Source organism: Ruegeria sp. CI5 (assembly GCF_056536885.1).
The window spans coordinates 17,416-43,719 of the sequence record NZ_JBQFQN010000004.1 but is presented as its reverse complement, the minus strand read 5'-3'; the positions used below and the strand labels follow the sequence as shown (position 1 = coordinate 43,719).

Below are 26,304 nucleotides of genomic sequence, written 5' to 3'. Positions count from 1 at the left end.
ATTCAATCGCTGGCCCGCAGGACGCGGGCTGGGCTGACGGATAGGGGGCGGAGGGCGAAGAACAGCCCTGCCAGCAGCGTGACGGCCAGCCCGGCAGCGACGATACCCAATGCCGAAGGCCATATCACCGCAAAGCTGGTATCGAAAATGAATGTCGCCACCGCCCAGCCGCCAAGGATGCCGGCCAGCAGCGCCACGCAGCCCGCAGCCGCACCCAGAAGCGCCGAGCGCAAGCCAAAACTGAGAAGTATCCGTCGGCGATCTGCGCCGATCGTCTTGAGGATTGCGGCCTCGTAGCGACGTGCGGGCTCTCCCGCGGCCGCTGCGCCGATCAGGACCAGAAAACCGGTCAGCAAAGAGACACCGGCGCCGTAGGAGGTGGCCGAGGCCAAACCGGCAAGCAGGCCCGAGACACGGTCGATCGCGTCCCGAACCCGGATCGCGGTGATGTTGGGGAACTGGGTCGCAAGGTCTTGAAGGATGGCTGCCTCGGCCTCTTCCTCGGCATAAACCGTTGCAATGAAGCTATGAGGCGCGCCGGCCAGTGCGGACGGATTCATCGACATGATGAATCCCATGCCCGCGTTCGAGAAATCCACCTCGCGCAGCGATGTTATGGTCGCGGTGATATCACGCCCGAGAATGTTCACAGTCAGTTCGTCACCAAGCTTGAGACCCATTTCCTCGGCCTCTTCCGCGGCGAAGCTGATCTGAGGCGGGCCTGAATAGTCCTCTGGCCACCATTCCCCGGCGGTGATGCGGGCGTTTTGTGGCGCGTTGTCCGAATAGGTCACGCCGCGATCGCCTTCCAGAACCCAATGATCGCCCGCAACCTGATGTGCGGGCTGGCCGTTGATCTGCGAGATGATTCCGCGCAGCATTGGTGCGCTTTCTACGCGTGTGACACCGGGGTCGTTTTCAAGCCGGCTGCTGAAGCCGGGCATCTGGTCTTTTTGGATGTCCACGAAAAAGTACGACGGCGCCACGTCCGGCAGGTTCCCGGATATCGCATTGCGCAGAGTGCCGTCGATCTGTCCGACCGCAGCCAGTACCGACAGCCCCAATCCCAGAGACAGGACCACCGATGCGGCACCTTCGCGGGGGTCGGAAATTGCGGCAAGTGCCCAACGCAACGCCGGGCGGCCACGGGCGCGTGTGGCGGCCCTTTTTGCCACATAGCGGATGCCATGGGCCGACAGCGCCAACAGCACCAATGCGCCGACAAATCCACCTCCGGTCCAGAGGGTCAGCCAGGGGGATCCGCTGAACCAAGCGGCGGTGGCGATCAGTGTCGCCAGGGCCAGGCCCGTCGCCAACAGGTAAGCGGCGCGGGGCAGCCTGCGGGCACTGCTCAGTGCATCGCGGAACAGGGTCGCTGCCCGGACGTCCTCAGCCCGGGCAAGGGGCCACAGGGTGAACAGCAAGGCGGTCAGCAGGCCATACAATGCCGCCTCGAACAGCGGTTGCGGATAGACAGAGAAAACGGCCGGTACGGGAAGCCGGCTTTCGATCAGGGGTGCCAGGAGAATCGGCGCCAGCCCGCCAAGGGCTACACCAGCGGCGATCCCGACAACCGAAAGGACGCCGATCTGGATCAGATAGGTCTGAAAGATCGTGGCGCGGTCAGCGCCCAGGGTGCGCAATGTGGCGATGGTTTCGGTCTTTCGGGCGAGATAGGCGCGTACGGCCGCGGACACGCCGATGCCGCCCACAGCCAGACCCGAGAGACCCACCAGCACCACGAACGCGCCGAGGCGCGAAACGAATTCGGCAATTCCGGGTGCGCCGTTGCGCGCATCGGTCCAGCGCAGTCCTGAGCCTTGCAGAACGCTCTCGGCCTGTTGCGAGAGTTCTGCGAGGTCGGCTCCGACCGGCAGGTCCATACGGTATTTGGTCGAAAACAGCGTGCCGGGCTGCAATAGGCCCGAGTCTTTCAGATCGGCTGTGCGAACCAATGTGCGCGGGCCCAAGGTGAACCCATCTCCGGCCGCGTCGGGTTCGGATATCAGGGCGGCGGACAGCACAAAGTCCTGCGTGCCCAGTGCAAGACTGTCGCCGATGTCCAGCCCCAGACGCTCGATCAGAACCGGGTCCATCACTGCCCCGGGAAGAGTGGCATTTCCGTCCAACGCCTCGGACAGCGAGATTTCGGGGTCCAGTTGGACGGTGCCGATCAGAGGATAGGCGTCATCGATGGCCTTGACCTGAGTAAGTCCGCGTTGCGGTGCGTCGCTGCGGGTCACGGCCATCGAGCGGAAATCGACGACTTCGGACACGCGATCGGCGTTCTGCTCCATCCATGCGGTTTCTGCTTCGTTTGCGAAGCGGTAGGTCAGCTCGATCTGGGCATCGCCGCCCAGCAAGGCTGCGCCCTCTTGCGCAAGGCCAGTCATGATTGCTTGCCGCACCGATCCAACCGCAGCAATGGCGGCAACCCCCAGGGTCAGACAGGCCAGAAAAACCCGAAAGCCGCGTAAGCCGCCCCTGAGTTCACGTCGGGCCAGGCGCGTCGCCAGGCGCAAGCTCATTCCGCTGCCTCTTGGCTGGCCTCTTCGGTGATGCGGCCGTCGCGCAATCGGACGACCCGGTCGCAACTGCGGGCCAGCGAGTGGCTGTGTGTGACCAGAACCAGCGTTGCCCCGTGCCGGTCACGCAGGCCGAACAGCAAATCAACGATGGCCGCGCCATTCGCCTCATCCAGATTGCCGGTCGGTTCGTCCGCCAACAGGATCCGAGGCCGCGGGGCCGAAGCGCGGGCCAGCGCGACCCGCTGTTGTTCGCCGCCTGACAGTTGCGCCGGGTAGTGATCACGCCGATGCGAAAGCCCCACCGCCGCCAATTCGGCCTCGGCCCGATCGAAGGCATCGCGGTGACCGGCCAGTTCCAGCGGGGTGGCCACGTTTTCAAGCGCCGTCATCGTTGGGATCAGATGGAAATTCTGGAAAACGACGCCCATCGCATCACGACGAAAGCGGGCAAGCGCGTCCTCACTCATCAAGGTCAGGTCCTGCCCCAGTGCGGTGATGCGACCCGCGGTCGTCTGCTCCAGCCCACCCATCAGCATCAACAGCGAGGATTTGCCCGAACCGGATGGGCCGACGAGGCCCAGCGTCTCTCCCTCTTTGACGGTCAGATTGATGTCCCGCAAGATTTCAACGGGTCCGGCATTGCCATCCAGCGACAAAGCGGCATTTTGGAGTGTCAGAACGGGTTCAGTCATAAGTCTTTCCGAAAGGGGCAGTCATTTGGGATATGGAGCGGTCAGGAATTTGCGCAAGGCTCTGGCGGCGGGGCTGTTGTCGCTCTGCGGCATTGCTGCCACAGCCGAGCCGGTGGTCCTGGCCGCTCTCGGAGACTCGCTGACTCAAGGCTACGGCCTTGTTGAGAAGGATGGGTTCGTCCCTCAACTGAACCGGTGGCTGGATGCGCAAGGCGTCGAGGTGAAGATAATCAACGCCGGTGTTTCCGGGGACACAACGGCCGGTGGTGCGGCGCGTGTGGGCTGGACCCTGACACCAGAGGTGGACGGGATGATCGTGGCGCTGGGCGGAAACGACGTTCTTCGTGGGATCGACCCGGCGGTCTCGAAGTCGAATCTGGAAAAAATTCTGACCGAGGCGCAAACGGCCAAGGTTCCGGTTCTGCTGATCGGCATGCAGGCTCCGGGCAATTATGGCGCGGACTACAAACAGGCGTTTGATGCGATGTATCCGGATTTGGCCACCCAGTTCGGCACACTTTATTCCCCCAGCTTTTTTTCCGGGTTGCAGGCGGGTGGCGACCCCGGAGCCGTGCAGACCTACATGCAACCAGACGGGATTCATCCCAATGCGCGCGGCGTTGCGCTGATCGTGGATGATCTTGGACCTGCTGTCCTTGATCTGATCGCCGCCGCAAAACAGCGGCCGTAAACCGTGCCCGGGCGGTTCTTTCTGACGCGGCCGTTTTCCCAGATTTCCGAATTCCTGGGTCGAGAAACTGCTTGGCCGGATGAACAGCCGCGCCAGAACATACAACCCGGTCAGGAAGTGATCGTTCTGACTGCTGAAGGCGTCGGGCCCATGCGGTGGGGCATGATCCCCGTAGGGCGCGTCAATGCCCGGGGGCGGCCGGTCATGGAAACGATCATCAATGCGCGGTCGGAAACGGTTTTTGACAAATCTGCTTTTCTAGGTGTCGGTCGCGCGGTTGTTCCGGTTGATGGCTGGTACGAGTGGACCGGCGAAAAGCGCCGCAAAACCGCGTGGCGGATTGAATCCGCCGACGGAATCCCATTGTTGTTTGCCGCGATTACGGACAGATGGATCGCGCCCGGTGGTCAGCATGTCGATCAGTTCGCTGCTGTGACCTGCGAGCCGAACGATGATCTGCGGCCGATCCACCACCGCATGGGTGTCCTGTTGCGGCCCGAAGACGTCCGGACCTGGCTGAACGGATCGGACAGGCAAGCGGCAAGCCTTTGTGTCCCGTGGCCAAACGGAAGACTGAAGATTGAAAAAGCCGAAGGGGTGGATTGGTCGGGACCTTGACCGCTGCCTTAGACGACGGTGACGACCGTTCCGATCGGGACGCGGTTGTACAGGTCGATCACGTGCTCATTCAGCATTCTGATGCACCCGTTCGACACGGCTCGTCCGATGGTCTGCGGCTGGGTCGTTCCATGGATGCGGAAATACGTGTCGACGCCATTCTGAAACAGATACAGGGCACGGGCGCCCAGCGGGTTGTCTCCTCCACCGGGCTGGACATAGTCATTGTCCTTGAATTTGGCATAGGCAACGGGGTCCCGCTCGATCATCTCTTCGGTCGGGCGCCAGGTGGGCCATTCCTTTTTCACGTCGATCGTCGCAGTTCCGGTAAATTCCAGCCCGGCCTTGCCGACGCCACAGCCATAACGGATGGCTTTGCGGGGCTCGGTCACGAAATACAGGTAGAACGAACGTGGCGCGACCAACAATTGCCCGGGCAAAAACTGCTTCTTGATCCGAACGATTTGCGGAGTCGGGTCGTACTCGACCGGCTTCTTCTGCGCGTGGGCCGTGCCAGGCACGGCGCTGATAGCGGCAGCGGAGATCAGAAAATTGCGGCGTGAGAACATGGCAATACTCGGCTAATCAACAAAGAAAACAGGGTAGCAGTCTGTTCAGAATAGCCGATCCGGTCAATTCCCGCGCGGGTTTCACCGGAAAGTGATGTGGTTTTCCTGCCCCACCGGGTCTGGAAAGCGCGATCAGAAACCGGGCAAAAAAATGGGGGCGACGGCCATCCGTCGCCCCCAGAGACCTGGTTTAGGCCAGTTCGATGTTGTCGGCGCTTTCGCGACCGTCGCGACCAGCGCGCAGTTCATAGGTGACTTTCTGGTTGTCGGCCAGACCAGTCAAGCCCGAACGTTCGACGGACGAAATGTGCACGAACACGTCTTTGCCGCCCTCTTCGGGTGCGATGAAGCCGAAACCTTTGGTGGTGTTGAACCATTTTACGGTGCCTGCGGGCATATCCGTATCTCCTGTATTAGTGCTGCCCACGGAATTGCGGCAGCCCGGCGTCGTTGTCTGGATCGATAGACTGAACGCCGAAAACGGAGACAGTAGGTCGAAGTAGAATAACGTAAGCTCTTTGCATATGGCACTGAGAGGGCCATATGGCAAGGGTCAGTTGGGCAGAATGTGTTGTGCTTTCAGGGGCCAGCGGGCGTTTTGAACGTAAATCCGCCGAACTGAATTCGAACCTGCCTCGGGCTTTTTTGTTGTCAGATTATCGCGCCCTTCGCGGGCCGAACGGGCGCGAGGCCAGCAGCCGCACAACTAAGAAAGAGGATCGGTCACCTGTCTGATAGCCGACTCCATTCAATGGCATTAGGACGCCCGAAAGCCTGGATCGGCACAAGCAATCACCCAGATGCCGGGATGTCGTTTTCTAAATGAGTGCCGAGATGAAGTTGAAAATCGCGAATGCAGCGACCCAAAGGAACACGGTAAAAATCAAGGTCGCAAGCGCCAGGAGGAGCACGCGAAAAAGGTTGCGATTTGGAGTGGTCTTGAGTGCACCCGGTGCAGGTGACTCGTACCCCCAATCAATCTTAAAGAAATAGCTGTTAGCCCCGTAAACCGTCAGAAGCAGACGAAGACGGGTGGGCGGTGCGCCGCTTACCCTCAACAGATACTCGGCATACTCTTTCTTGAAGTTGAAGAATGGAAACACAGACGCCAAGATCAGCGAAGACAACCACACCGAAGTGCTTGCGATCATAAAGAAACCAAGCAACGGTAGCGCTTCCGCCATACCGTTCTCCAACTGTCCATCATCCCGTTGATAGTATGGGCTGATTTCTGCCCACACTATCCATCCGGAGATGTGTCAGGAGTGTTATCGCGCAAACTTCTTATGCTTCAGGCGCTTGGGTTCCAGCGCGTCCGGTCCCAGGCGGCGCTTCTTGTCTTCTTCGTAGTCTTCGAAGTTGCCCTCGAACCATTCCACATGCGCATCACCTTCGAAGGCCAGGATGTGCGTACAGATCCGGTCGAGGAAGAAACGGTCGTGCGAGATGACCACGGCGCAGCCGGCGAAATCGACCAGCGCGTCTTCCAGCGCACGCAGGGTTTCGACGTCCAGGTCGTTGGTCGGTTCGTCCAGCAGCAGGACGTTGCCGCCCTCTTTCAACAGGCGGGCCATGTGGACGCGGTTGCGCTCACCCCCTGACAGCAGCGAGACCTTCTTCTGCTGGTCGCCGCCCTTGAAGTTGAAGGACGAGCAATAGGCGCGGGAATTGACCTGCGCGTCACCCAGTTGGATGATCTCGGCGCCGCCGGTGATCGCCTCCCACACGGAGTCGTTGTCGTTGAGGTCGTCGCGCGACTGATCGACATAGGACAGTTGCACCGTGTCGCCGTATTCGATGGTGCCGGCATCAGGTTTTTCCTGGCCGGTGAGCATTTTGAACAGGGTCGATTTACCGGCGCCGTTGGGGCCGATCACACCGACGATGCCGCCCGGCGGCAGGCTGAAGGACAGGTTCTCGATCAGTTGCTTGTCGCCCATATGCTTGGCCAGACCGTTGACCTCGATCACCTTGCTGCCCAGGCGCGGGCCGTTGGGGATGACGATCTGGGCGCGGGTCAGCTTCTCGCGCTCGGACTGTTCCGCCAACTCGTTGTAGGCGTTGATCCGGGCCTTGGATTTGGCCTGACGGGCCTTTTGACCCTGACGCATCCATTCCAGTTCGCGTTGCAGGGTCTTCTGCTTGGATTTGTCCTCGCGGGCTTCCTGCTCAAGCCGCTTGGCTTTCTGCTCCAGCCACGAGGAATAGTTGCCCTCGTACGGGATGCCACGGCCGCGGTCCAACTCGAGGATCCAGCCGGTGATGTCATCCAGGAAGTAGCGGTCGTGCGTGACGATCAGGATCGTGCCCTTGTAGTCGATCAGGTGCTGTTGCAGCCAGGCGATGGTCTCGGCGTCCAGGTGGTTGGTCGGTTCGTCCAAGAGCAGCATGTCGGGCGCTTCCAGCAGCAGCTTGCAGAGCGCCACGCGGCGTTTCTCGCCGCCCGAGAGGTTGCCGATGTTGGCATCGTCCGGCGGGCAGCGCAGCGCCTCCATCGAAACGTCGATCTGGCTGTCGAGGTCCCACAGGTTTTCCGCGTCGATCGCGTCCTGCAGGGCGGTCATCTCTTCCATCAACTCGTCCGAGTAGTTCTCGGCAATCTCCATCGCGATCTCGTTGAAACGGTCGACCTTGGCCTTTTTCTCGGCCACGCCCAGCATGACGTTTTCACGGACGGTCAGGGATTCGTCCAACTGAGGTTCCTGTGGCAGATAGCCGACCTTTGCGCCCTCGGCGGCCCACGCCTCGCCTGTGAAATCGGTATCGAGGCCGGCCATGATCTTCATCAGGGTCGACTTACCGGCGCCGTTCACGCCGACGACACCGATCTTTACGCCGGGCAGAAAGCTCAGGTGAATGTTTTCAAAGCACTTCTTGCCACCGGGATAGGTCTTTGAGACACCCTGCATGTGGTAGACATATTGATAGGCGGCCATGTCGCGTCCTCTGGGTCGGGGAATTCAGGTTGACCCGCTTGATAGCCAAGCGGGACGGGCGGGGCAAGCTGGTGCTTTGGCGAATTTCTGGCTGGCCTTATGCGCCGGCCTGACCGGACTGGGAAGGATGTTGGCAATGCCGGAACTTGTGCAATTGGTATCGGGTTGGGCCAAGGCCGGACGGATCGATTGGATCGGCGTCAGACCGGGGCGACGATTGGACATGATCGCGCTGGGTCAGGCCATGATCCGGGAAGACGGGGTTGAGGGCGATCGCAGTCGCCCAGGGAAGCGTGCGGTGACCCTGATTCAGAACGAGCATCTTGCCGCGATCGGCAGCTATTTGGGACAAGGCCCAGTCACGCCGGACGTGCTGCGGCGCAATCTGGTGGTTTCCGGCATCAATTTGGGCGCTCTCAAAGGGCGCGAGGTTCAGGTCGGCACCGCCATTTTGCGGATCACGGTTATCTGCGCGCCTTGCAGCAGGATGGAAGAGGCGTTGGGCAACGGGGGGTACTCTGCCGTGCGTGGGCATGGCGGCTGGTGTGCCGAAGTGGTGCGATCCGGGGCGGTCGGTTTGGGCGATGCTGTGCAACCTGTTGATTGACAAGGCCGGTGAGTTCTGGACTACAGCAGGGGATGTTGCGAAGCGCGATACCATATGCGCGGCCCGGTCAGGTCGTGGGACTGTTCGGGGGATCGTTCGATCCGCCGCATCAGGGGCATGTGCACGTTACACTGGAGGCGATGAAGGCTTTTGGGTTGGATCGGGTCTGGTGGTTGGTGTCGCCGGGGAACCCGCTGAAGTCTCGCGGCCCGGCTCCGATCGATCAGCGAGTTGAGGCTGCACGGTCCATCATGCAGCATCCCAAGGTTGAGGTGACTGACATAGAGGATCTGACCGGCACCCGCGCCACGGCTGACACACTTGCTGCACTGCGGCGGCTCTATCCGCAGGTTCGGTTCGTTTGGCTGATGGGGGCTGACAACTTGTCCCAGTTTCACAAATGGAAGGACTGGCGGTTGATCATGGACACCGTTCCTGTGGGCGTGGTGGCGCGCCCTGGAGATCGGATTTCGGCGCGCATGTCACCGGCGGCGCGTGTTTATTCCAAATACCGTATTGACGGAACGGCGCGGCATCTTTTGGGGCGGGCCGATGCGCCGGCCTGGTGTTTCGTGAACGTGCCGATGGTCGATGTCAGCTCGACTCAGATACGCTCTAAAGGCGGCTGGACCTGACAGGTGTTGCCTGAACAGCCCCGATGGGCACATAATTCAGTTGCATGGTTGTTTGCCTGTGATCTCTGGGATTTTATTTGACCCATGACTGATCGTATTTCGAGACGTTTCTTTCTGGCCGGCGCCGGTTCGCTTCTGATCCCCACCGCGGGTCTTGCCGGGGCGCCAACGGTCTCATTGCGGCCTGTTGCCCGTGGCGCCGAGTTGAGCGGTGCCGAACGCATCATTCAGGCGGCGCGATTGAAGGGCGAAGTGGTCTTCGCCGTGGCCGACGTGAAAACCGGCGCGCAACTGGAGGAATTCGGCGGGGCCCGCGGCTTGCCGCCGGCCAGTGTCGCCAAAGCCCTGACCGCGCTTTACGCGCTGGACGTTCTGGGCCCGGACCATCGGTTCGAAACAAAGCTGATCGCAGATGGTCCGATTGAAAACGGGATCCTCAAGGGTGATCTGATACTGGTCGGAGGCGGCGATCCGGTATTGGATACCGATGCTCTGGCCACGATGGCCGCCAACCTGCGCAAGGCCGGACTGACCGAGGTTCGGGGTGCGTTCAAAGTGTACAGCGGCGCATTGCCCTATGTATTCAGCATAGACCCCGGTCAGCCTGATCATGTGGGCTATAGTCCTGCGATCAGTGGAATTTCGCTGAACTTCAACCGTGTGCATTTCGAGTGGAAACGCCAAGGGTCCAGCTATGACGTGACCATGGACGCACGCAGCGCCAGTTATACGCCGTCGGTGGACATGGCCGCGATGCGGATCGAAAATCGCAACCTTCCGGTCTACAGTTATCAACCCAGCGCGCGGCAGGACCGCTGGACAGTTGCCAAGGGCGCGCTGGGCAGCGGCGGCGCCAGGTGGTTGCCCGTGCGCAAACCGGGTTTGTATGCCGGAGATGTGTTCCGCACTCTGGCCCGGGTCAACGGCATCGTCCTGGGGCGGGTTCAAGTCACGCGCGAGGTCCCCAGCGGCACCGTTCTGGTCACGCATCAAAGCGATGAATTGACCAGCATCGTGAAAGGGATGCTGAAATATTCGACCAACCTGACGGCCGAGATGGTGGGGCTGGCTGCGACCGTTGCGCGGGGTAGGCGGCCGCAAACACTGGCAGAGTCTGCGGATGAGATGAATCGCTGGTCGGCTCAGACCTATGGCGCGTCCGGTATTGCGATGGTGGATCATTCGGGGTTGGGTGATGCTTCGCGAATGGTTCCTTCTGGTCTGGTCAAGGTTCTGGTGGCCGCACAGCAGCATGCAACGCTGCGGCATTTGTTGAAGCCGTTTACCCTGATCGACGCCAAAGGCCAGCGGATCCGAGGGCACCCGATCAAGGTGGACGCCAAGACCGGAACCCTGAACTTTGTGTCTGGCCTGGGCGGGTATTTGACCACCGCCGGAGGATCAGAACTGGCCTTTGCGATATTCACTGCCGATCTTCCGCATCGGGCGACCATCGCGCGTGAAAGCCGCGAACGCCCTGAAGGCGCGCGCAGCTGGAATCGCAGGTCTCGCAAACTGCAGCAGGCCCTCATCGAGCGCTGGGGCGCGCTTTACGGCAGCTGACTCCAATCAGACGGTGTGACGCGCCCGTGCGCCGCGCTCGATCGCTGCGGCGTGCAGCCGATCGATCTCCAGCTCATATCGGATCTCTTCCAGCAGCCGCAGTTCGGTCTCGGCGAGCGAGCCATCGGCGGCGGCGACATCGCAGGCCAGAGCATAGGCCGTTTCGTTCAACCGCTCAGGCAGGTTGTCCCGGATCAGACCAAACAGTGCGTCCAGACCGTCTTCCTGCTCGAACAGGTCAAACACGATCTGCGAAACCCGGCGCATACGGTCGATATCGTAGTCGGCAAACACAGGCAGCATGTTCACGGCTGTCTCAATCTTGACCAGTTCGACGGTGCGGATGTTCTCGTCCGAGGCTGAAACGGCCACCATGATCGCCACAAGGCAATCCTGCGGCGACATCGGGTGGGAAACGGGTTGGGTCATGGGAACGTCCTGCGATTGGTATCGTGCCGCACGTTATTGAGGTGTGGCAAAGGGTTCAATATCTTGTTTTCCAATACATACCGATGTCTGCTTGTGTCCTGATCAGAATTTTCTGTGTTCCTGGTCACGAGCAACCGTCTGAAATCGTAGCAGGGGCGGCGTTTCTCGCCTGCGGTCATTGACTCACGCTGCATCTGCACAATAGGAGATGCCGGTCGGTCGCATTGAGCGACCGTCGCTGATTTCCCGATGGAGAACGAACGAAATGTCTGAACTGCGTGAAACCGCCATGACGTCAAAGGCCTGGCCTTTCGAAGAGGCGCGCCGGTTGCTCAAACGCTATCAGAAGTCTCCACCGGAAAAGGGCTTCGTTCTGTTCGAAACGGGATATGGCCCGTCGGGCCTGCCGCATATCGGCACTTTCGGTGAGGTGGCACGGACCACGATGGTCAAGCGCGCCTTCGAGGCCCTGTCGGACATTCCCACCAAGCTGATCTGCTTTTCGGATGATCTGGACGGGATGCGCAAGGTTCCCAGCAACGTGCCGAACCCAGCGGCCCTTGAAGCCTATCTGCAGCAGCCGCTGACTTCGGTCCCTGATCCGTTCGGCGAGTATCCCAGCTTTGGTGAACACAACAACGCCATGCTGCGTCGGTTCCTTGATACGTTCGGGTTCGAATACGAGTTCTATTCGGCGCGCGACTTTTATCGTTCGGGTCAGTTCGACGAAATCCTGAAGCGTGCAGTCGAACGTTATGACGACATCATGGCCATCATGCTGAAAAGCCTGCGCGAGGAGCGTCAGCAGACCTATTCGATCTTCCTGCCGATCCATCCGGAAACGGGCCGGGTCCTCTATGTCCCGATGAAGAAGGTGTGCGCCGAGACCTACACGGTCACCTTTGATGATGAAGACGGCAAGGAGTGGACGCTGCCCGTGACCGGCGGCAATGTGAAGTTGCAGTGGAAGCCGGATTTCGGAGCGCGCTGGGCGGCGTTGGGCGTCGACTTCGAGATGTATGGCAAGGAACATGCGACCAACGAAAAGATCTATGACGCGATCTGCCGGGCGCTGGGCGGCCGTGCGCCCGAGCATTTCTCGTATGAGCTGTTCCTCGATGAAAACGGGCAGAAAATCTCGAAGTCGTCCGGAAACGGAGTTTCGATCGACGAGTGGCTGACCTATGCGCCGACCGAGAGTCTGGCCTATTTCATGTATCAAAAGCCGAAGACGGCAAAGCGGATGCATTTTGACGTCATCCCGAAGGCATATGATGAATACCATCAGCAGTTGCGTGCCTACCCCGGGCAGGACCTGAAGGCTCAGTTGAACAACCCGGTCTGGCACATTCACGGCGGTGACGTGCCGGAATCGACTTTGATCGTACCCTTTGCAATGCTGTTGAACCTCGCGTCGGTTTCAGGTGCCGAAGACAAAGAGACGCTGTGGGGCTTCATCCGCCGCTATGCGCCCGAAGCCACGGCCGAAAGCCACCCGGACCTCGACAAGGCCGCCGGTTTTGCAGTGCGCTACTTCAACGACTTCGTGAAACCGACCCGCAAGCATCGGGCGCCGACGGAGCAAGAGCGCGAGGCGCTTGAGGCCCTGAAGTCGGCGCTTGAAGCCTATGACGGTCCGGTCGAGGACGAAGCTCTGCAATCGGTGGTCTATTCCATCGGCCGTGAGCGCTTTGACCCGATGCGCGGCTGGTTCACAGCCCTTTACGAGGTGTTGTTGGGCGCCAGCCAAGGCCCTCGGTTCGGCGGGTTCATCGCCCTTTATGGCGTCCCCGAAACGATTGCACTGATCGACAAGGCCCTGGCCGGAGACCTGGCCTGATTTGACCACATACTGCATGGGGCTACCTTTCCGGCAGGAGGTGGCCCCATGCGTCAACTTTTGCTTGCAGTTTCCCTGAGCGCCGGTCTGGCAACAGCCGCAGTTGCCCAAAGTGGCGACATCGAAGCCAATATCGCGGCGCAGATTGAAGCCTTCAAGGCCGATGACTTCGCCACGGCCTTCACCTTCGCCAGCCCCAACATCCAGACAATGTTCCGCACGCCCGAGAATTTTGGCGCGATGGTGCGCAACGGCTATCCAATGGTCTGGCGCCCAGCTGAGATCCGATTTCTGGAATTGCGGCAGATCTCAGGGTTCTGGTGGCAGAAAGTGATGGTGGTGGATGCGAACGGCCGGGTTCACATCCTGGACTATCAGATGGTCCAGCTGGAAAACGGCTGGAAGATCAACGGGGTGCAACTGCTTGGCAACTCCGACCCATCCGCCTGACGCAACACCCACCGTCACGATGATATGAGCGACGGTTAATCCCTTTTCGATACTCAGACCAGCGTGTCCGGGCGGCTTCCGGATCCGAAATCTGGCATGCGCCATAGCCTGAAGAGTGGGCGCGTTTGGGAAAGGGTATTCAATGAACAAGGCAATCACCGACGGAATCGTTTTCACGCCGCCGCAATTCGCGAATGGTCTGGATGTGTGGTCCAGCGGCGATGGCACTCCGGGCTCACCGACCTATGACGGGTCTGGAACGGGAGTGTTCGTGCCTGCAGATGCGGAGTTTGGCGGTTGTCTTGAGATATTGAAGGTCAATGCCACGCAGCAACTGCGGTACATGGGGCAGACGCCGCTTCTGCCGGGCTGCTATTTGCAGATCAAGGCGCGGGTCAAAGCGATCAGCGGGCCATTGCCGCAGGTCCGGATCGCTGGATGGGCCGGAGGGGCCGGCGACGTGCACCTTTCCGGACTGACCGAACAGGGCCCGGCCATCCAGCTGTCGGGCTATGGCGTGGTGCACGAGGTCACCGCCATCGTCGGGATTGGACAGCGGCCGGGCGTGGACATGCCTTGGGGCATTTCGGCGCTATACGGGCATTTCGGCCTCGATATCGAGGGGGCAAACGGCGCGCTCGTTCGGATTGATGATATCGAAATTACCGATGTCACCGGGGTCTTCTTGCGCGACATGATCAGCCTTGTGGACGTGCGGGACTATGGCGCGTTAGGAGATGGTGTGGCCGACGACTCGGCCGCGTTCGAGGCGGCAGACCAAGCCGCGGGAGGTCGCCGCATCTATGTGCCGCAGGGAACCTACCACCTGGCACAGGATGTTGGGCTGGACGCGGAGGTCGACTTTGAGGGCACGGTCACGATGCCTGATGACAAGATGCTTCTTCTGACCAAGAATTTCGATCTGCCGACTTACATCTCCGCCTTCGGCGATGAAGCCCTGGCCTTCAAAAAGGCGTTTCAGGCGCTGTTGAACAACTCGGATCATGAATCGCTGGACCTGGGCGGCCGCAAGATCTCGGTGTCCGAGCCGATCGACATGCAGGCCGCCGTACCCAATCGCGGCAGCTACTCCACTCGCCGCGTGATCCGCAACGGGCAGTTCGACGTCAAGAGCAGCGCCTCATGGGACACCGAGACCTTTACCTCTGTCGCAACATACGATCCGGCGGATCCCTACAAGTTGTCCGGTGTGGCCAACGTGGCCAATATCCCGCTCGGGTCGTTGGTTCAGGGCAGCGGCGTTGGACGTGAGATCTATGTTCGGTCCAAGGATGAAGGTGCCGGTGAGATCACCTTGAACGCACCTATCTATGATGCGGCTGGCACGCAGACATTCACGTTCGTTGCTTTCAAGTACATGTTGGATTTCTCGGGCTTCAGTGCGCTCCAGAAATTCGCCATGGAAGACATCGAGTTTCAATGCAACGGGCGCTGCAGCGCGATCCGCCTGTCGCCGGGCGGGAACACGTTCGTTTTGAAAAACTGCTTTGTCAGCCGTCCGTTGGACCGCGGCATCACTTCGATCGGGGTGGGGTGCCAAGGCATGTTGATCGACGGTTGTCAGTTCCTGTCCAGTGACGAGTCTCTGGACGTGCCCGACCGCAGTTCGATTGCCATCAATGCCAATGCCAACGACGTCAAGCTGCGCCACAACCGCGCCGTTCGTTTCCACCACTTCGCGGTTCTGGGCGGAGATAACAACCTGGTTCTGGGCAACCATTTCTTTCAGGGCGACAGCGTGTCGAACGGTGTGCGCAATGCGGGTTTGGTAATGATCGGGGCCTACAACAGCTCTTCGATCGCCGACAATTATGTCGACAACTGTCTCATCGAGTGGAGCAATGAGCGCGATGCCGAACCCGACTACACCTCGGGCTATTCCTTCAGCGCCATGAGCATCACCGACAACATCTTCTATTCAAGTGACGTTGCCCCGTGGTTCGCCTATATCGTTGTGCGCCCGCATGGCGTCGGGCATTTCCTGAACGGAATGACGGTTACGGGCAACAAGTTCCGAACGGCGAACGGGTCAATCGACCGCGTGGACAAGGTTGATACAACTTTTGCCGATCTGAATCCTGATCGGCATGTGAATGTCACGTTCGCGGACAACACGTATCACAACGTGACAATCAAGACCGCGAACCCGCTGCGGGTCCGACACGAACAGAATACGGCGGCCTCTGCCTGGACGGTGGACTCGGATGGTGCATTCCCCTTTGGTGGGCAGGCCCGCAGCTGTGACAGCGTCGTCGTGCTGGACGGGCTGAGAACCGCCTTTGGAACTCTGCGCTATACGGCCCCCTATGTTCAGTTGCAGCAAGGGACGAACCAGGACCAGATCAAGTTGCGTTGGTCCGAGGCCTTGAGCGGTGAAGTTTCGGTGATCATGCGGATCGAGGTCTGATCCGTGTCGGCCGGTCGCTTTTGGGGCGGCCGGCGCGCAGCATTCAGAACTCGCGCCACAGCGCGAATCTCAGGCCTGGCCTGTCCCGGGCGGCGTTGCGCTCGACCCCGATTATCCAGGTGTTGGGGCCGCTGCCCGATCGAAACATCGCCGAGGGTCGCGCGCTCCAATAGAGCGGGCGGCCAGGTACATAGGACGTTTCGATCTGGAGCAGGGGATTGACCCGACGGTGCGACGACAAACCCACTGTCAGGTCCAGTTTTCGGATCAGAGCGTCATGGCTTCGGTACTCCAGCGCGGCATCAGCCGCCAGCCAGCCACTGCCATATCGGGCCTGAAATCCTTTGCCCCAAGACAGGGTTGCCTTGTACATCGCCCATGCGCGGGTTTCACGGTGATGCGCGCCGACACCCAACTCGGCCGCCAGACGCCCACCGTTGGAAAATTCGGCAACCGGTAGGCGCGCAAACACCACGGCGTGACCGTAGAGTTCTTGATGCTCTTCCGCGTCCAAACCCAGCGTCAGATTTGGGCGCATTCCCCATTCCCCATAGAGCGAGGACTTGAAGCGGATGCCCTTCCCGGGCTCGGAAAACGCCGTCAGGGCCAACGATGTGAACGAGGCGCCTTCTTCACGAAGCCATGCCCCGGCCAAGGCCGGAGTCGAAAACACAAGACTTGCACACAGGAAGGCGATCAGGCGGTCCATTTGCGCAGGATCATCAACCTTGGTTAACGGAAGGTTAGCGCTCGGTTCATTTTTCGGAAACTTTTTCGCGCCAGTTCAACGAAAGGCAAGACGTTTGAAAAACCTGTGCTAGGCTTGGGTCAGACAAGGGAGATGACCGATGCCGAAGATATCAAAAGACGCCAGTGTTCAGACCGTTATCACCACTTTCGAAATGACCCCCGGAACCTGTCAGGACCTGCTGGAAGCGTTAACCGACGCCTATGCGAACTTCATTTCCAAGCAGCCCGGTTTTGTTGCGGCCGGGCTGCATGTCAACGATGCCCAGACCCGCATCGCGAACTATTCGCAGTGGGAGCGGCGGGAAAACTTTCTGGCCATGCTGCGAACGCCTGAAATGCGCGAGCGCAACCGCAAGATCAACGAATTATGCAAAAGCTTCGAGCCGGTGATGTACGACGTGGCCGAAACATTTGACTGATCCTGACCTGAATCAAGGTCAGAAGACTTTGGCTACTGCTATCTGAACGCGAAACTCAAGGAGACGCCAGCCATGTATCACAATATTCTTGTCCCGATTTCCTTCGATGCCGAGCGTGACACGTCGGGGCCGCTGAAACTGGCCAAGCTGTTGGCGACGCCAGATGCCAAAGTGACCCTGTTGCATGTTGTCGAGCATATTCCGGACTACGCAATCTCTTACATGCCGGCCGAATACCTGACCGAGGCGCGGCGCGCGATCCAGGATGAATTGAACATTTTGGCTGCCAAGCTGCCGAACGCCAAGGGCGTTGTGGTCGAGGGACATTCGGGGCGCACGATTCTGGATTGGGCGGAAACCAACAAACCTGACCTGATCATCATGGCTTCGCACCGACCGGGGATGCAGGATCTGTTGCTCGGCTCGACCGCGACACATGTGGTGCGCCACGCCAGTTGCGCAGTTCACGTCGTTCGCTGATTTGATGGCGGGCAAAGGTCTTCGCGTGTCATCTTCCACGCTTTGCCGAACCCGCCATTGAGAAGCCCATCAACAATCTCGAAACGCACAAAACGGAAATCCGCGAAGTCGATATATAGTCCGGCCTTCGGACGCTGTGACAAGTAGCGTGCCCGAAGCGCGGTATGCTCCTTGGTCGCCCGTGGGGTCGGGCGCGCCGTGCAGTGCAGGGTCAGCCGGGGATGGGTCAGTGGATCACCTTTGTCAGCGGGCTCGCCGATCAGCAACGCGCAGGCCGGATTCGCCTCCAACGCGCGTGAGTGCTCCGCCAGATCCGAGATCAGGGTGAGCGGCCATCCAGCACTGTCGGTGGCCAGTGCGATGCGGCTGATCGACGGCAGTCCGTTGTCCGGATGTACCACGGCAAGCGCAGCAAAACGGGCCTGCGTGATAAGATCAAGGGCCAGTTCCCGCGCAGTCTCGTCGACCGGTTGAAATGGGTTTCGAGTGTTCACGTGGCGCCCTCGCTGGATTGCGTCATTCCGATGCCTCGGCTTTGCCACATAGTTGGTGTATCGCCAAGTTTATGAAGCTGAAGACAACCGTATACAACGAACCCGCACCAGATCCGCGCTTGGCACGTCGGCAGCGTAAGGCTGATGCCCTGCGCCGACATGCGCTGTCCCCGCTGCGCATTCTGCTGATGGTGCTGGCCCTGCCGCTGACGACGGGGATGATCGCGCTGGGTGTATATCTCCGGACCTCGGATCTGGAGCGGACCGAAGCCGTGATGCACCTTGTGGCGCTGGCTGGTTGCGACGCGGCACGCTCCGTTGGCCTTGGACCGATGCGCGAGGGACAGCTTGGATACCACAAACGCAACGACCCTGACGGCGACGGGATCGCATGCGAGTCCAGTGTCCGGGCCGCGACGCGGTCGGCTGTGCCGGTCCAGGCACCTGCGTCCACGCAAAGCACGGCGCCCAAACCGCGGGCTGTCGGAAACGCCAAATTTGTCCGCCCCTGACGGCCATGGAAGATACCTATCTTCATGGTTGAACCTTTTCGCGCACATGATCGCGGTGCCTGTGTCCCTGCGTGATTTGAGCAGGTCGTGGTAGGATCATGCCGTCCGCTGGCAGTTTGCCGCGGTTCGGGGTCTGGACCCCATGCGAGGGAGGACAACCATGTTTGCACGCGTTACCCAGTTCAAGATGAAGCCCGGCACCCGCGAGGCCGCTACGGCCCGAATGAACGATCTGAAGGATCAGATCATGGGCATGCCCGGTATGCACTGCTTTACGAATGTGATGAACGAGGACGGCAGCGGCTATGTGATCTCGGTCGTCGAAAGCGAGGCGACATCAAACGCAAACGCCCCCAAGGTTGCCGAGTTGTGGGGCCAGTTTGCCGAGTATCTTGAAGGACCTCCGACGCCGATGGGGTATGATGTCATCGCCCATTGGGAAAAGGGGTGACATCGGCCGCCACCCGGGGATGGCCTGATGCCTTACAAGATCACACCGCGTATTGCCGCCGAGCTTATCGCGCACGAAGCGATCGTGCGCGAGGCCTATCTGGATTCCGTTGATGTCTGGACCTGGAGTGTGGGGATCACGTCGGCCTCGGGCCACACGGTCTGGCCGCGTTATCTGGACAACCCCCAGACCTTGCGGCGCTGTTTTGAAGTGTATGAGTGGGCTATCCGCACCAACTATCTGCCTGCGGTGGAAACGGCCTTTGCCGGCCACGCCCTGACCGAGGCGCAGTTGGGCGCGGCCTTGTCCTTTCACTACAACACTGGGGCCATAGACCGGGCCGTTTGGGTGCGCAGATGGAAGGCCGGGGATGTGGCCGGTGCTCGACGCGCGATCATGTATTGGCGGCGGCCGCCTGAAATACGCCCACGGCGGCGCAAGGAGCGCGCTCTGTTCTTCGATGGCGTCTGGTCGGGCACGGGCACCGGAACCGAGTACCAGGTGCGAAAACCGTCCTATCGGCCAGACTGGTCCAGCGCGGCGACGGTTCAAATCGGCGACGTTCTGCAAGACCTGTTCGGTTAGGCCCGACAGGTCATGCTTGCTTGCGAAATCCTTGCCGGCCCGTCAGGATCGGCGTCATGACCCGAGACGAATTCAACACCTTCTGCGCCTCTCTCAAGGCCACAAGCCACGTCGTGCAGTGGGGCAACGCGGATGTTTGGAAGGTGGGTGGCAAGGTGTTCGCGATCTGCGGCTGGAACGACGGCCAGGACGCCTTTACCTTCAAGGCCACCGACCTGGCCTATGAGGTGCTGCAGGATCAGCCCGGCATCCGGCCCGCGCCTTATCTGGCCTCACGCGGCATGAAATGGCTGCAGGTTTACGACGAACGCGGGATGAGCGATGCGTCCCTGCGCGACCACATCGTGACGTCCTACGAGATGGTCGTGGCCAAGCTGACGAAAAAGATGCGGGCGGAACTGGGGCTTTAGCCCTTCATCGCCTGCAGCAGTTCGATCAGCCGCTTGCGGTCATCGTCATCGGCATAGTCGCCCGCGGCCAACCGTTCAGCGATGCGCAGGCGCAGGCGCTCGTGCTGGGTGCGCACTTCCTCGCCCGCGGTTTCGGCAAGGGTCTTCATGATCACCGCCACCGCCTGCTGGCGCTTGGTGGTGGGGTTGGCGATGTAATCGACCAGGCTCTGCTGCCCGGAATCGAGGATGTTTTCGGCCAGCGCCCGCAACTGCTCGCCATTCGGCAGCAGCGGGGTGGGGGTGCCTTCGGGCGGCAGGATCTCGGGCGCGCTGCGTGGGGTTTCAGCCAGGGCGTTGGCGCCATCGACGAAGGCCTCGGTGATCATCCGGGTGATCTTGATCGCGCGCGGATCCTTGAACAGGGTCGAGGCGATGGCCACGCCGTAATCGGTATAGACCCACGGGTTGACCCGCCGCCCGCCGCGGCCTTTGGGCTTTGAAATCACATTCCGTGATATCAAATCGGCCACCTCGGCATCGGTCAGCTGAAAGCGGTAGCCCTCAAACAGGTCCTTGTTGCGCGAGACGGCCTGATTGAAGGCGCTGACGGATTTTCCGTAGAACCGCGCCAGATCCTCGGCCAGCACCACACGGGTGCCGCGCACCCGGTGAATGGCGCTTTGGACCTCATGCGTGGAGGGCAGGTTTTTGGCGTCCGTCATGGCAATCGTTTGGAATCACAATTTGTGATTTCAAACGTGGAGGAGGGAGGAGCGGGGTGCAAGGTTGAAGTGTTTGTCGCCCACACCTTTAAAACCGTTGGCGACTTCGGAGTAGGCCAGTAACAATTGCAAAGTTCCGGGCGGCGCTGCTCAAACGCTGCAGCGTGTGAGCAGCGCGTACTTTAGCCGTTTGGTGTTTTGCAAGATCCTTTGGCGGTTAGTTGTTATCCGGATCTTTGCATTCAATGTAGCAGCCAAACTTGAAATCTTTATACTCAATTCCAATATCGAGACTTCTGTTTCCGGAACACGCTTGCTTTGCACGATAGATTTCCAGCCCTCCGCAAATCAGCATATATGCGCCACCAGTCAGACCTAAAATTATTAAAGGGTTAGGGTCATCTTGAACGGTAATAAAGCCGACATCTGACGTTTCCAGTCCAACAACACTATAAACCGAAGTGGTAATTTTCGGTTCTGGCATGGAAACATAGTTTGCAATTCGTTTAATTTCAGCAGGACCAGCGACTGTTTCTATCTGCCCGCCTTCGGCAGAGAAATTGTCTGTTGCTTCGAAAGAGGTAACAGAAACAGATACAGGTGTCACAGAACCACTCATGTCTGCAATAGTGCCATTCATAGTTATAGTTCCAGTGCTCTCGTCAGCCGTTTCGTTGCGTAGTGATAGGCTGCTCGACAGAGCACCAACTTCAGAATTGTTGATGAAGGAAGATGTGAGTATCCAACTTTCTTCCGCATTTGAAGCTTGAGCAAAAAAAGCGAAAAAGGATGCAAGATGCAAATACAAGTTTCTCATTATAACCTCCTAAAATAGAGGCTTTATTTTAACACCAGAAGCTTCTTTTTCCTAACGCTTCCTCCGCTTCACATTCCCACCCCGCTGCCCCGGCCTGCCAGCCGTTGACCGTCCACGCGATTTCACCGCGTCTTCCGAGGCTTTCTCGACCGCCCATTGCCGTGCCATGGGGTCGTCGGCGACGGCCAGATCGACCGCCTCGAGCCGCTTGATCTCGTCGCGGATGCGGGCAGCCTCTTCGAATTCCAGGTTCTCGGCCGCCTTGCGCATCTGGTCGCGCAACCCGTCCAAATGGGCCTCGAGGTTGGCGCCGTGCATCGGTTTGTCGATGGTGGCGGTGACGCGGTTCATGTCCACGTCGCCGGCATAGAGACCGGCCAGAACGTCCTCGACGTTCTTCTTCACCGTCTCGGGCGTGATGCCGTGTTCCTCGTTATAGGCGATCTGCTTGACGCGGCGGCGGTTGGTTTCCTCCAGCGCGCGCTCCATGCTGCCGGTGATGCGGTCGGCATACATGATCACGCGGCCCTCGGCGTTGCGGGCGGCGCGACCGATGGTCTGGATCAGCGAGGTTTCCGAGCGCAGGAAGCCCTCTTTGTCCGCGTCAAGAATGGCGACCAGCCCGCATTCGGGAATGTCGAGTCCCTCGCGCAGCAGGTTGATGCCCACCAGCACGTCGAAGGCACCCAGCCGCAGGTCGCGCAGGATCTCGATCCGCTCGATCGTGTCGATGTCGGAATGCATGTAGCGGACCTTGATGCCCTGCTCGTGCATGTATTCGGTCAGGTCTTCGGCCATGCGTTTGGTCAGCGTGGTGACCAGCGTGCGGAACCCCTTGGCCGAAACCTTGCGCACCTCGTCCAGAAGGTCGTCCACCTGCATCTCGACGGGGCGGATTTCGACCTCGGGGTCCAGCAGACCCGTGGGGCGGATCACCTGTTCGGTAAAGACGCCGCCGGTCTGCTCCAGTTCCCACTTGGCCGGGGTGGCGCTGACGAAGACCGACTGCGGGCGCATGGCGTCCCATTCCTCGAACTTCAGGGGACGGTTGTCCATGCAGGAGGGCAGTCGGAACCCGTGTTCGGCCAGCGTGAACTTGCGCCGGTAGTCGCCGCGATACATGCCGCCGATCTGCGGCACGGACACGTGGGATTCATCGGCAAAGACGATGGCGTTGTCGGGGATGAATTCGAACAGAGTCGGCGGCGGCTCGCCCGGTGCGCGGCCGGTGAGGTAGCGGGAATAGTTCTCGATCCCGTTGCAGACGCCGGTCGCCTCGAGCATCTCGAGGTCGAAATTGGTGCGCTGCTCCAGCCGCTGTGCTTCCAGCAGTTTACCCTCGCCCACCAGTTGATCCAGCCGCTGGCGCAGTTCCTTTTTGATGCCGAGGATTGCCTGCTGCATGGTCGGTTTCGGCGTGACGTAGTGCGAGTTCGCATAGACCCGGATCTGCTCCATCGTGTCAGTGCGCTCGCCGGTCAGGGGGTCGAATTCAGTGATGGCCTCAAGTTCTTCGCCGAAGAACGAGAGTTTCCACGCGCGGTCTTCCAGGTGGGCGGGCCAGATTTCCAGGGAATCGCCCCGCACCCGGAAGCTGCCGCGCTGGAAGGCCTGATCGTTGCGGCGGTATTGCTGAGCCACCAGATCGGCCATCACCTGCCGCTGGTCGTATTCGTTCCCTACCTTCAGATCCTGCGTCATCGCCCCGTAGGTTTCCACCGAGCCGATGCCGTAGATGCACGACACCGAGGCCACGATGATGACGTCGTCACGCTCGAGCAGCGCCCGGGTGGCCGAGTGGCGCATCCGGTCGATCTGTTCGTTGATCTGCGATTCCTTCTCGATATAGGTGTCGCTGCGCGGCACATAGGCTTCGGGCTGGTAGTAGTCGTAGTACGAGACGAAATACTCGACCGCGTTGTCCGGGAAGAAGCCTTTGAACTCGCCGTAAAGCTGGGCCGCCAGCGTCTTGTTGGGGGCCAGGATGATGGCGGGGCGCTGGGTTTCCTCGATCACCTTGGCCATGGTGAAGGTCTTGCCGGTGCCCGTGGCACCCAGCAGCACCTGATCGCGCTCGCCGTCCAGGACACCGGCGGCGAGTTCCTTGATGGCCGTTGGCTGATCCCCGGCCGGCGCAAACTCCGTATGCATGACGAACCGCTTGCCGCCCTCGAGCTTCAGGCGGGCGCGGACATCGTCGACGGTCAGCTGGGTTTTGTCAGAATGTGCATAGGGCATCGGCAGGCTCCGCTTGGGCTTCTTACATTTGTTCTTATTTTGTCCGCATGCAACCCCTGCAGCGCCGGTCATTTGCATGGCCCTGCGGCATTTGCAATCTTGTCCCCGCCCGCACTCTGACGCATAAACGGTCGCGACCAACCGAGTATGGAGAGGCGACATGCGCGCACGGATTTACCAGCCTGCAAGAAATGCGATGACGTCGGGTATGGCCAAGACCCGCAAATGGGTTTTGGAATTCGCGCCTGCGTCGGCGCGCGAGGTTGATCCGCTGATGGGCTGGACATCGTCTTCTGACACGCAATCCCAGGTTCGCCTGAAGTTCGACACCAAGGAAGAAGCGTTGGACTATGCCAAGGATCATGGCATCGAAGTTCTGGTCAGCGAACCGCACAAGCGCAAACCCAACCTGCGCCAGCGCGGGTATGGCGAGAATTTTGCAACAGACCGCCGCGGTCCCTGGACCCACTGAATGATTGACATCCGCGAAGCGGATCCGACTTCGGCTGCCCTGCGGCCGGTGGTCGAGGCGCATTTCGCGCACAGCGAAACCGCGGGACCCGCCGAAAGCAATCACACGATGGATGCCGAGGCGCTCTCTGGGCCGGGTATTCGGTTCTGGGCCCTGTTTGACGACGACGAGCCTGTGGGGTGCGGCGCATTGAAGGCTTTGCCGGACGGGACGGCCGAGGTGAAGTCGGTCCATATCCTGGCCAAAGCACGTGGGCGCGGTTTGGCGCGGACGATGATGAACCACCTGGCCGAATGCGCACGCGCCGACGGAATCTCTGCTCTGGTTCTGGAAACCGGCGCTGCCCATCTGGCCGAGTACGACGCCGCACGCAAACTCTATGAAGCGTTGGGATACAGCTATTGCGGTCCGATCTTTGGGTATCGGGACGATCCCAACAGCGCGTTCATGCGCTTGGCTCTTGAACCCCGGCCCTAAACCGATCAAGAAGGGCCCAGCGGTCCCGTAGCTCAACTGGATAGAGCAGCTGACTTCTAATCAGCAGGTTGAGGGTTCGAGTCCTTCCGGGATCGCCAGTTCCTGATCCTATGACGTTCGACATCCAAAGTCCGTTTTTGCGACAAAAAACGGCTTTTTTGAATTGCACTCGAATCTAGCTTCCTTTTAGCGCAGTTCTTTCAACAACTTGTGTGTCGTGTGGCTGTTTGTTCATTCCGGCCGGGTTCGATGGCGCAACCCAACCAGGATGCATTGACACGCAGCATGTTAGATGTTCCCCAATCGTTCCACAGGTTCCGGAACCTTTCATACCCATCAGCCCGCCGGCCCCGGCGGTGCGGACACTGGCGCGGCAAGCCCTGTCACGCCACGAAAGGATTCTGCCATGCCCCGTGCCACCACCACGATTCCATTTCATGCGCTGCGTTTCGAAGACGACCTGCCGACGCTGCACGAGGTCGAGCGGCGCCTGAAGACATTTCTGCGCGGCCTCCGCAGGCAACGCCAGGCGGCCCAGACCGGTGACGATGAAGACGGCCGTGACAAGATGGATCAGTTCTTCGACTATCTGAATGAGGCCGAGCGACGGAAGATCCGGCGTCGCGCGCACCGGTACGTGCAGCGGCTGGACGCCCTGTCCGGCCTGTCTCATCTCAGCGAGGAGAACCGCGCCAAGCTGACGCCCTTGCGTGGCGGGCTGCCGGTCACCCGCATCACCACCGAACACGAGGCGGATGAGATCGCCGCCGCGCTCCACGCCGAGATGCCCTGGATGGCGCCCGCCAGCGAAGCCGTCTGGCACGGGCTGCGGGCCTCGGCGCGCGAGGGCCTGCCCGGTGTCCGTTTCACGCCGCTCGTCCTTATCGGCCCGCCCGGCATCGGCAAGAGCTTTTGGGCCCGGCGGCTGGCCCATCATCTGGAGGTGCCCGCGACCAAGATTGACGCAACGGGCGAGCCGGCGTCCTTCGCGCTCACCGGATCCCAGCGCGGCTGGGGCAGCGCCCACGCGGGCAAGCTGGTCAACACGGTCTTGAACAGCCGGCATGCCGGACCTCTGGTGATCATCGACGAGATAGAGAAAGCCGACGAGGTCCACTCCAACAAAGGCACGCGGCACACGCTGACGGACGCGCTCCTGCCGCAGCTGGAGCGGATGACGGCAGCAACCTGGGAATGCCCGTTCTTCCAGGTCAAGATGGACATGTCCTGGGTCAACTGGGTGATGACGGCGAACAGCAGGCAGGGCCTGCCGGAACCGTTTCAAAGCCGCTGCGTGGTGCTGGACCTGCCGGATCTGACCACGGGGCAGCTAAGGGACTTCGCCATGACCGAAGCCGCGCGGCGGAACCTTCCCGCGCCTGCTTTCGACGCCCTTGCCGCCATCTTCGAGACCGGTGCCGTCAGGCAGAGCCGCCCAAGCCTGCGCTCCGTCGCCCGGATGCTCGACCGCGCCGAGACGCTGGCGATGCGCCCCTTGCTGCATTGAAG

Annotated in this window: 29 protein-coding genes and 1 tRNA gene; 18 read left to right on the top strand and 12 right to left on the bottom strand. The window is 60.3% G+C overall.

Translation table 11 applies throughout. The features are described 5' to 3' along the window. Positions 1–2: 2 nt before the first annotated feature. Together ACR0BA_RS12930 and ACR0BA_RS12925 are read right to left on the bottom strand one after the other, a co-directional pair. Positions 3–2,528, bottom strand: coding sequence for an ABC transporter permease (locus ACR0BA_RS12930; RefSeq protein WP_480728293.1), 2,526 nt, complete (start codon positions 2,526–2,528; stop codon positions 3–5). Then, the gene (locus tag ACR0BA_RS12925; protein WP_170372157.1) at positions 2,525–3,220 is read right to left on the bottom strand and encodes an ABC transporter ATP-binding protein; all 696 of its coding nucleotides are present in this window, start codon (positions 3,218–3,220) and stop codon (positions 2,525–2,527) included. The genes ACR0BA_RS12930 and ACR0BA_RS12925 overlap by 4 nt, the downstream gene beginning before the upstream one ends. Before the next feature lie 49 nt (positions 3,221–3,269). Here ACR0BA_RS12925 and ACR0BA_RS12920 point away from each other — a divergent pair, with 49 nt between their 5' ends. Next, entirely contained in the window at positions 3,270–3,911 is a 642-nt protein-coding gene (locus tag ACR0BA_RS12920; RefSeq protein ID WP_254437125.1) for an arylesterase, read from the top strand. A gap of 3 nt (positions 3,912–3,914) precedes the next feature. Further along, entirely contained in the window at positions 3,915–4,529 is a 615-nt protein-coding gene (locus tag ACR0BA_RS12915; RefSeq protein ID WP_170526039.1) for an SOS response-associated peptidase, read from the top strand. Between the two features lie 8 nt (positions 4,530–4,537). Here the strand turns inward: ACR0BA_RS12915 and ACR0BA_RS12910 are convergent, their stop codons facing one another. The 4 genes from ACR0BA_RS12910 to ettA form a co-directional block, all read right to left on the bottom strand. Next, entirely contained in the window at positions 4,538–5,098 is a 561-nt protein-coding gene (locus tag ACR0BA_RS12910) for a L,D-transpeptidase (protein ID WP_170440322.1), read from the bottom strand. A gap of 190 nt (positions 5,099–5,288) precedes the next feature. Continuing rightward, positions 5,289–5,495, bottom strand: coding sequence for a cold-shock protein (locus tag ACR0BA_RS12905; protein ID WP_093963409.1), 207 nt, complete (start codon positions 5,493–5,495; stop codon positions 5,289–5,291). 421 nt (positions 5,496–5,916) lie between these two features. Further along, positions 5,917–6,282 (bottom strand): hypothetical protein, encoded by a 366-nt coding sequence (locus ACR0BA_RS12900; RefSeq protein WP_480728291.1) that lies wholly within the window; start codon positions 6,280–6,282, stop codon positions 5,917–5,919. A gap of 84 nt (positions 6,283–6,366) precedes the next feature. Next, complete coding sequence (ettA, locus tag ACR0BA_RS12895; RefSeq protein WP_480728289.1) at positions 6,367–8,034, bottom strand: energy-dependent translational throttle protein EttA; 1,668 nt, start codon at positions 8,032–8,034, stop codon at positions 6,367–6,369. A 136-nt stretch (positions 8,035–8,170) separates the two neighbouring features. Here ettA and ACR0BA_RS12890 point away from each other — a divergent pair, with 136 nt between their 5' ends. The 3 genes from ACR0BA_RS12890 (at position 8,171) to dacB (ending at position 10,839) form a co-directional block, all read left to right on the top strand. Beyond that, the gene (locus ACR0BA_RS12890) at positions 8,171–8,641 is read left to right on the top strand and encodes an MOSC domain-containing protein (protein WP_480728287.1); all 471 of its coding nucleotides are present in this window, start codon (positions 8,171–8,173) and stop codon (positions 8,639–8,641) included. Positions 8,642–8,673: 32 nt separating this feature from the next. After that, entirely contained in the window at positions 8,674–9,276 is a 603-nt protein-coding gene (locus ACR0BA_RS12885) for a nicotinate-nucleotide adenylyltransferase (protein ID WP_480728285.1), read from the top strand. A gap of 84 nt (positions 9,277–9,360) precedes the next feature. After that, positions 9,361–10,839: a D-alanyl-D-alanine carboxypeptidase/D-alanyl-D-alanine endopeptidase gene (gene dacB / locus ACR0BA_RS12880; RefSeq protein WP_480728284.1), complete on the top strand. Its 1,479-nt coding sequence runs from the start codon at positions 9,361–9,363 to the stop codon at positions 10,837–10,839. A 6-nt stretch (positions 10,840–10,845) separates the two neighbouring features. On the opposite strand, the gene ACR0BA_RS12875 is transcribed toward dacB, so the two are convergent. After that, on the bottom strand, positions 10,846–11,268 hold the full coding sequence (locus tag ACR0BA_RS12875) for a tellurite resistance TerB family protein (RefSeq protein ID WP_093963405.1): 423 nt from the start codon (positions 11,266–11,268) through the stop codon (positions 10,846–10,848). Positions 11,269–11,533: 265 nt separating this feature from the next. On the opposite strand from ACR0BA_RS12875, the gene ACR0BA_RS12870 reads away from it, so the two are divergent. The 3 genes from ACR0BA_RS12870 to ACR0BA_RS12860 all read left to right on the top strand — a co-directional run bounded on the left by ACR0BA_RS12870 (position 11,534) and on the right by ACR0BA_RS12860 (position 15,986). Further along, a complete protein-coding gene (locus ACR0BA_RS12870) occupies positions 11,534–13,108 on the top strand; it encodes a lysine--tRNA ligase (RefSeq protein WP_480728282.1) in 1,575 nt (524 codons plus the stop codon). 48 nt (positions 13,109–13,156) lie between these two features. Next, positions 13,157–13,558, top strand: coding sequence for a DUF4864 domain-containing protein (locus ACR0BA_RS12865; protein WP_170436180.1), 402 nt, complete (start codon positions 13,157–13,159; stop codon positions 13,556–13,558). Positions 13,559–13,700: 142 nt separating this feature from the next. Then, positions 13,701–15,986, top strand: a complete 2,286-nt coding sequence (locus ACR0BA_RS12860) for a glycosyl hydrolase family 28-related protein (protein ID WP_480728280.1) — start codon at positions 13,701–13,703, stop codon at positions 15,984–15,986. Between the two features lie 43 nt (positions 15,987–16,029). Here ACR0BA_RS12860 and ACR0BA_RS12855 read toward each other — a convergent pair whose 3' ends face one another. Beyond that, positions 16,030–16,695 carry a hypothetical protein gene (locus tag ACR0BA_RS12855; protein WP_480728278.1) on the bottom strand — a complete coding sequence of 222 codons (666 nt, stop codon included), beginning with the start codon at positions 16,693–16,695 and terminating at the stop codon, positions 16,030–16,032. Between the two features lie 139 nt (positions 16,696–16,834). Here ACR0BA_RS12855 and ACR0BA_RS12850 point away from each other — a divergent pair, with 139 nt between their 5' ends. Further along, the gene (locus ACR0BA_RS12850) at positions 16,835–17,155 is read left to right on the top strand and encodes an antibiotic biosynthesis monooxygenase family protein (RefSeq protein WP_480728276.1); all 321 of its coding nucleotides are present in this window, start codon (positions 16,835–16,837) and stop codon (positions 17,153–17,155) included. A 72-nt stretch (positions 17,156–17,227) separates the two neighbouring features. After that, complete coding sequence (locus tag ACR0BA_RS12845) at positions 17,228–17,635, top strand: universal stress protein (RefSeq protein ID WP_093963399.1); 408 nt, start codon at positions 17,228–17,230, stop codon at positions 17,633–17,635. Here the strand turns inward: ACR0BA_RS12845 and ACR0BA_RS12840 are convergent. Next, entirely contained in the window at positions 17,620–18,129 is a 510-nt protein-coding gene (locus ACR0BA_RS12840; protein ID WP_480637461.1) for a HugZ family pyridoxamine 5'-phosphate oxidase, read from the bottom strand. The two genes, ACR0BA_RS12845 and ACR0BA_RS12840, sit on opposite strands and share 16 nt — an antisense overlap. A gap of 119 nt (positions 18,130–18,248) precedes the next feature. On the opposite strand from ACR0BA_RS12840, the gene ACR0BA_RS12835 reads away from it, so the two are divergent. The 4 genes from ACR0BA_RS12835 to ACR0BA_RS12820 all read left to right on the top strand — a co-directional run bounded on the left by ACR0BA_RS12835 (position 18,249) and on the right by ACR0BA_RS12820 (position 20,087). Continuing rightward, a complete protein-coding gene (locus tag ACR0BA_RS12835) occupies positions 18,249–18,641 on the top strand; it encodes an excalibur calcium-binding domain-containing protein (protein WP_254437126.1) in 393 nt (130 codons plus the stop codon). Positions 18,642–18,801: 160 nt separating this feature from the next. Then, positions 18,802–19,092 (top strand): hypothetical protein, encoded by a 291-nt coding sequence (locus ACR0BA_RS12830; protein ID WP_170365278.1) that lies wholly within the window; start codon positions 18,802–18,804, stop codon positions 19,090–19,092. Between the two features lie 27 nt (positions 19,093–19,119). Beyond that, positions 19,120–19,677, top strand: a complete 558-nt coding sequence (locus tag ACR0BA_RS12825; RefSeq protein WP_170367709.1) for a lysozyme — start codon at positions 19,120–19,122, stop codon at positions 19,675–19,677. 56 nt (positions 19,678–19,733) lie between these two features. Beyond that, on the top strand, positions 19,734–20,087 hold the full coding sequence (locus ACR0BA_RS12820; protein WP_005978733.1) for an MmcQ/YjbR family DNA-binding protein: 354 nt from the start codon (positions 19,734–19,736) through the stop codon (positions 20,085–20,087). Here the strand turns inward: ACR0BA_RS12820 and ACR0BA_RS12815 are convergent. The 3 genes from ACR0BA_RS12815 to uvrB all read right to left on the bottom strand — a co-directional run bounded on the left by ACR0BA_RS12815 (position 20,084) and on the right by uvrB (position 23,846). Further along, on the bottom strand, positions 20,084–20,791 hold the full coding sequence (locus ACR0BA_RS12815; RefSeq protein WP_480728273.1) for an ORF6N domain-containing protein: 708 nt from the start codon (positions 20,789–20,791) through the stop codon (positions 20,084–20,086). The two genes, ACR0BA_RS12820 and ACR0BA_RS12815, sit on opposite strands and share 4 nt — an antisense overlap. A 217-nt stretch (positions 20,792–21,008) precedes the next feature. Further along, positions 21,009–21,608: a hypothetical protein gene (locus ACR0BA_RS12810; RefSeq protein ID WP_170452342.1), complete on the bottom strand. Its 600-nt coding sequence runs from the start codon at positions 21,606–21,608 to the stop codon at positions 21,009–21,011. Positions 21,609–21,659: 51 nt separating this feature from the next. Beyond that, entirely contained in the window at positions 21,660–23,846 is a 2,187-nt protein-coding gene (uvrB, locus tag ACR0BA_RS12805; RefSeq protein WP_480728271.1) for an excinuclease ABC subunit UvrB, read from the bottom strand. A 160-nt stretch (positions 23,847–24,006) separates the two neighbouring features. Between uvrB and ACR0BA_RS12800 the strand changes: the two genes are divergently transcribed. The 4 genes from ACR0BA_RS12800 to ACR0BA_RS12785 all read left to right on the top strand — a co-directional run bounded on the left by ACR0BA_RS12800 (position 24,007) and on the right by ACR0BA_RS12785 (position 26,302). Next, on the top strand, positions 24,007–24,318 hold the full coding sequence (locus tag ACR0BA_RS12800; RefSeq protein WP_093963390.1) for an ETC complex I subunit: 312 nt from the start codon (positions 24,007–24,009) through the stop codon (positions 24,316–24,318). Beyond that, positions 24,319–24,795 carry a GNAT family N-acetyltransferase gene (locus tag ACR0BA_RS12795; protein ID WP_170436615.1) on the top strand — a complete coding sequence of 159 codons (477 nt, stop codon included), beginning with the start codon at positions 24,319–24,321 and terminating at the stop codon, positions 24,793–24,795. 21 nt (positions 24,796–24,816) lie between these two features. Further along, positions 24,817–24,893: transfer RNA gene (locus ACR0BA_RS12790), tRNA-Arg, on the top strand. 308 nt (positions 24,894–25,201) lie between these two features. Beyond that, a complete protein-coding gene (locus tag ACR0BA_RS12785) occupies positions 25,202–26,302 on the top strand; it encodes an AAA family ATPase (RefSeq protein ID WP_480728269.1) in 1,101 nt (366 codons plus the stop codon). The last annotated feature ends 2 nt before the right edge of the window (positions 26,303–26,304 follow it).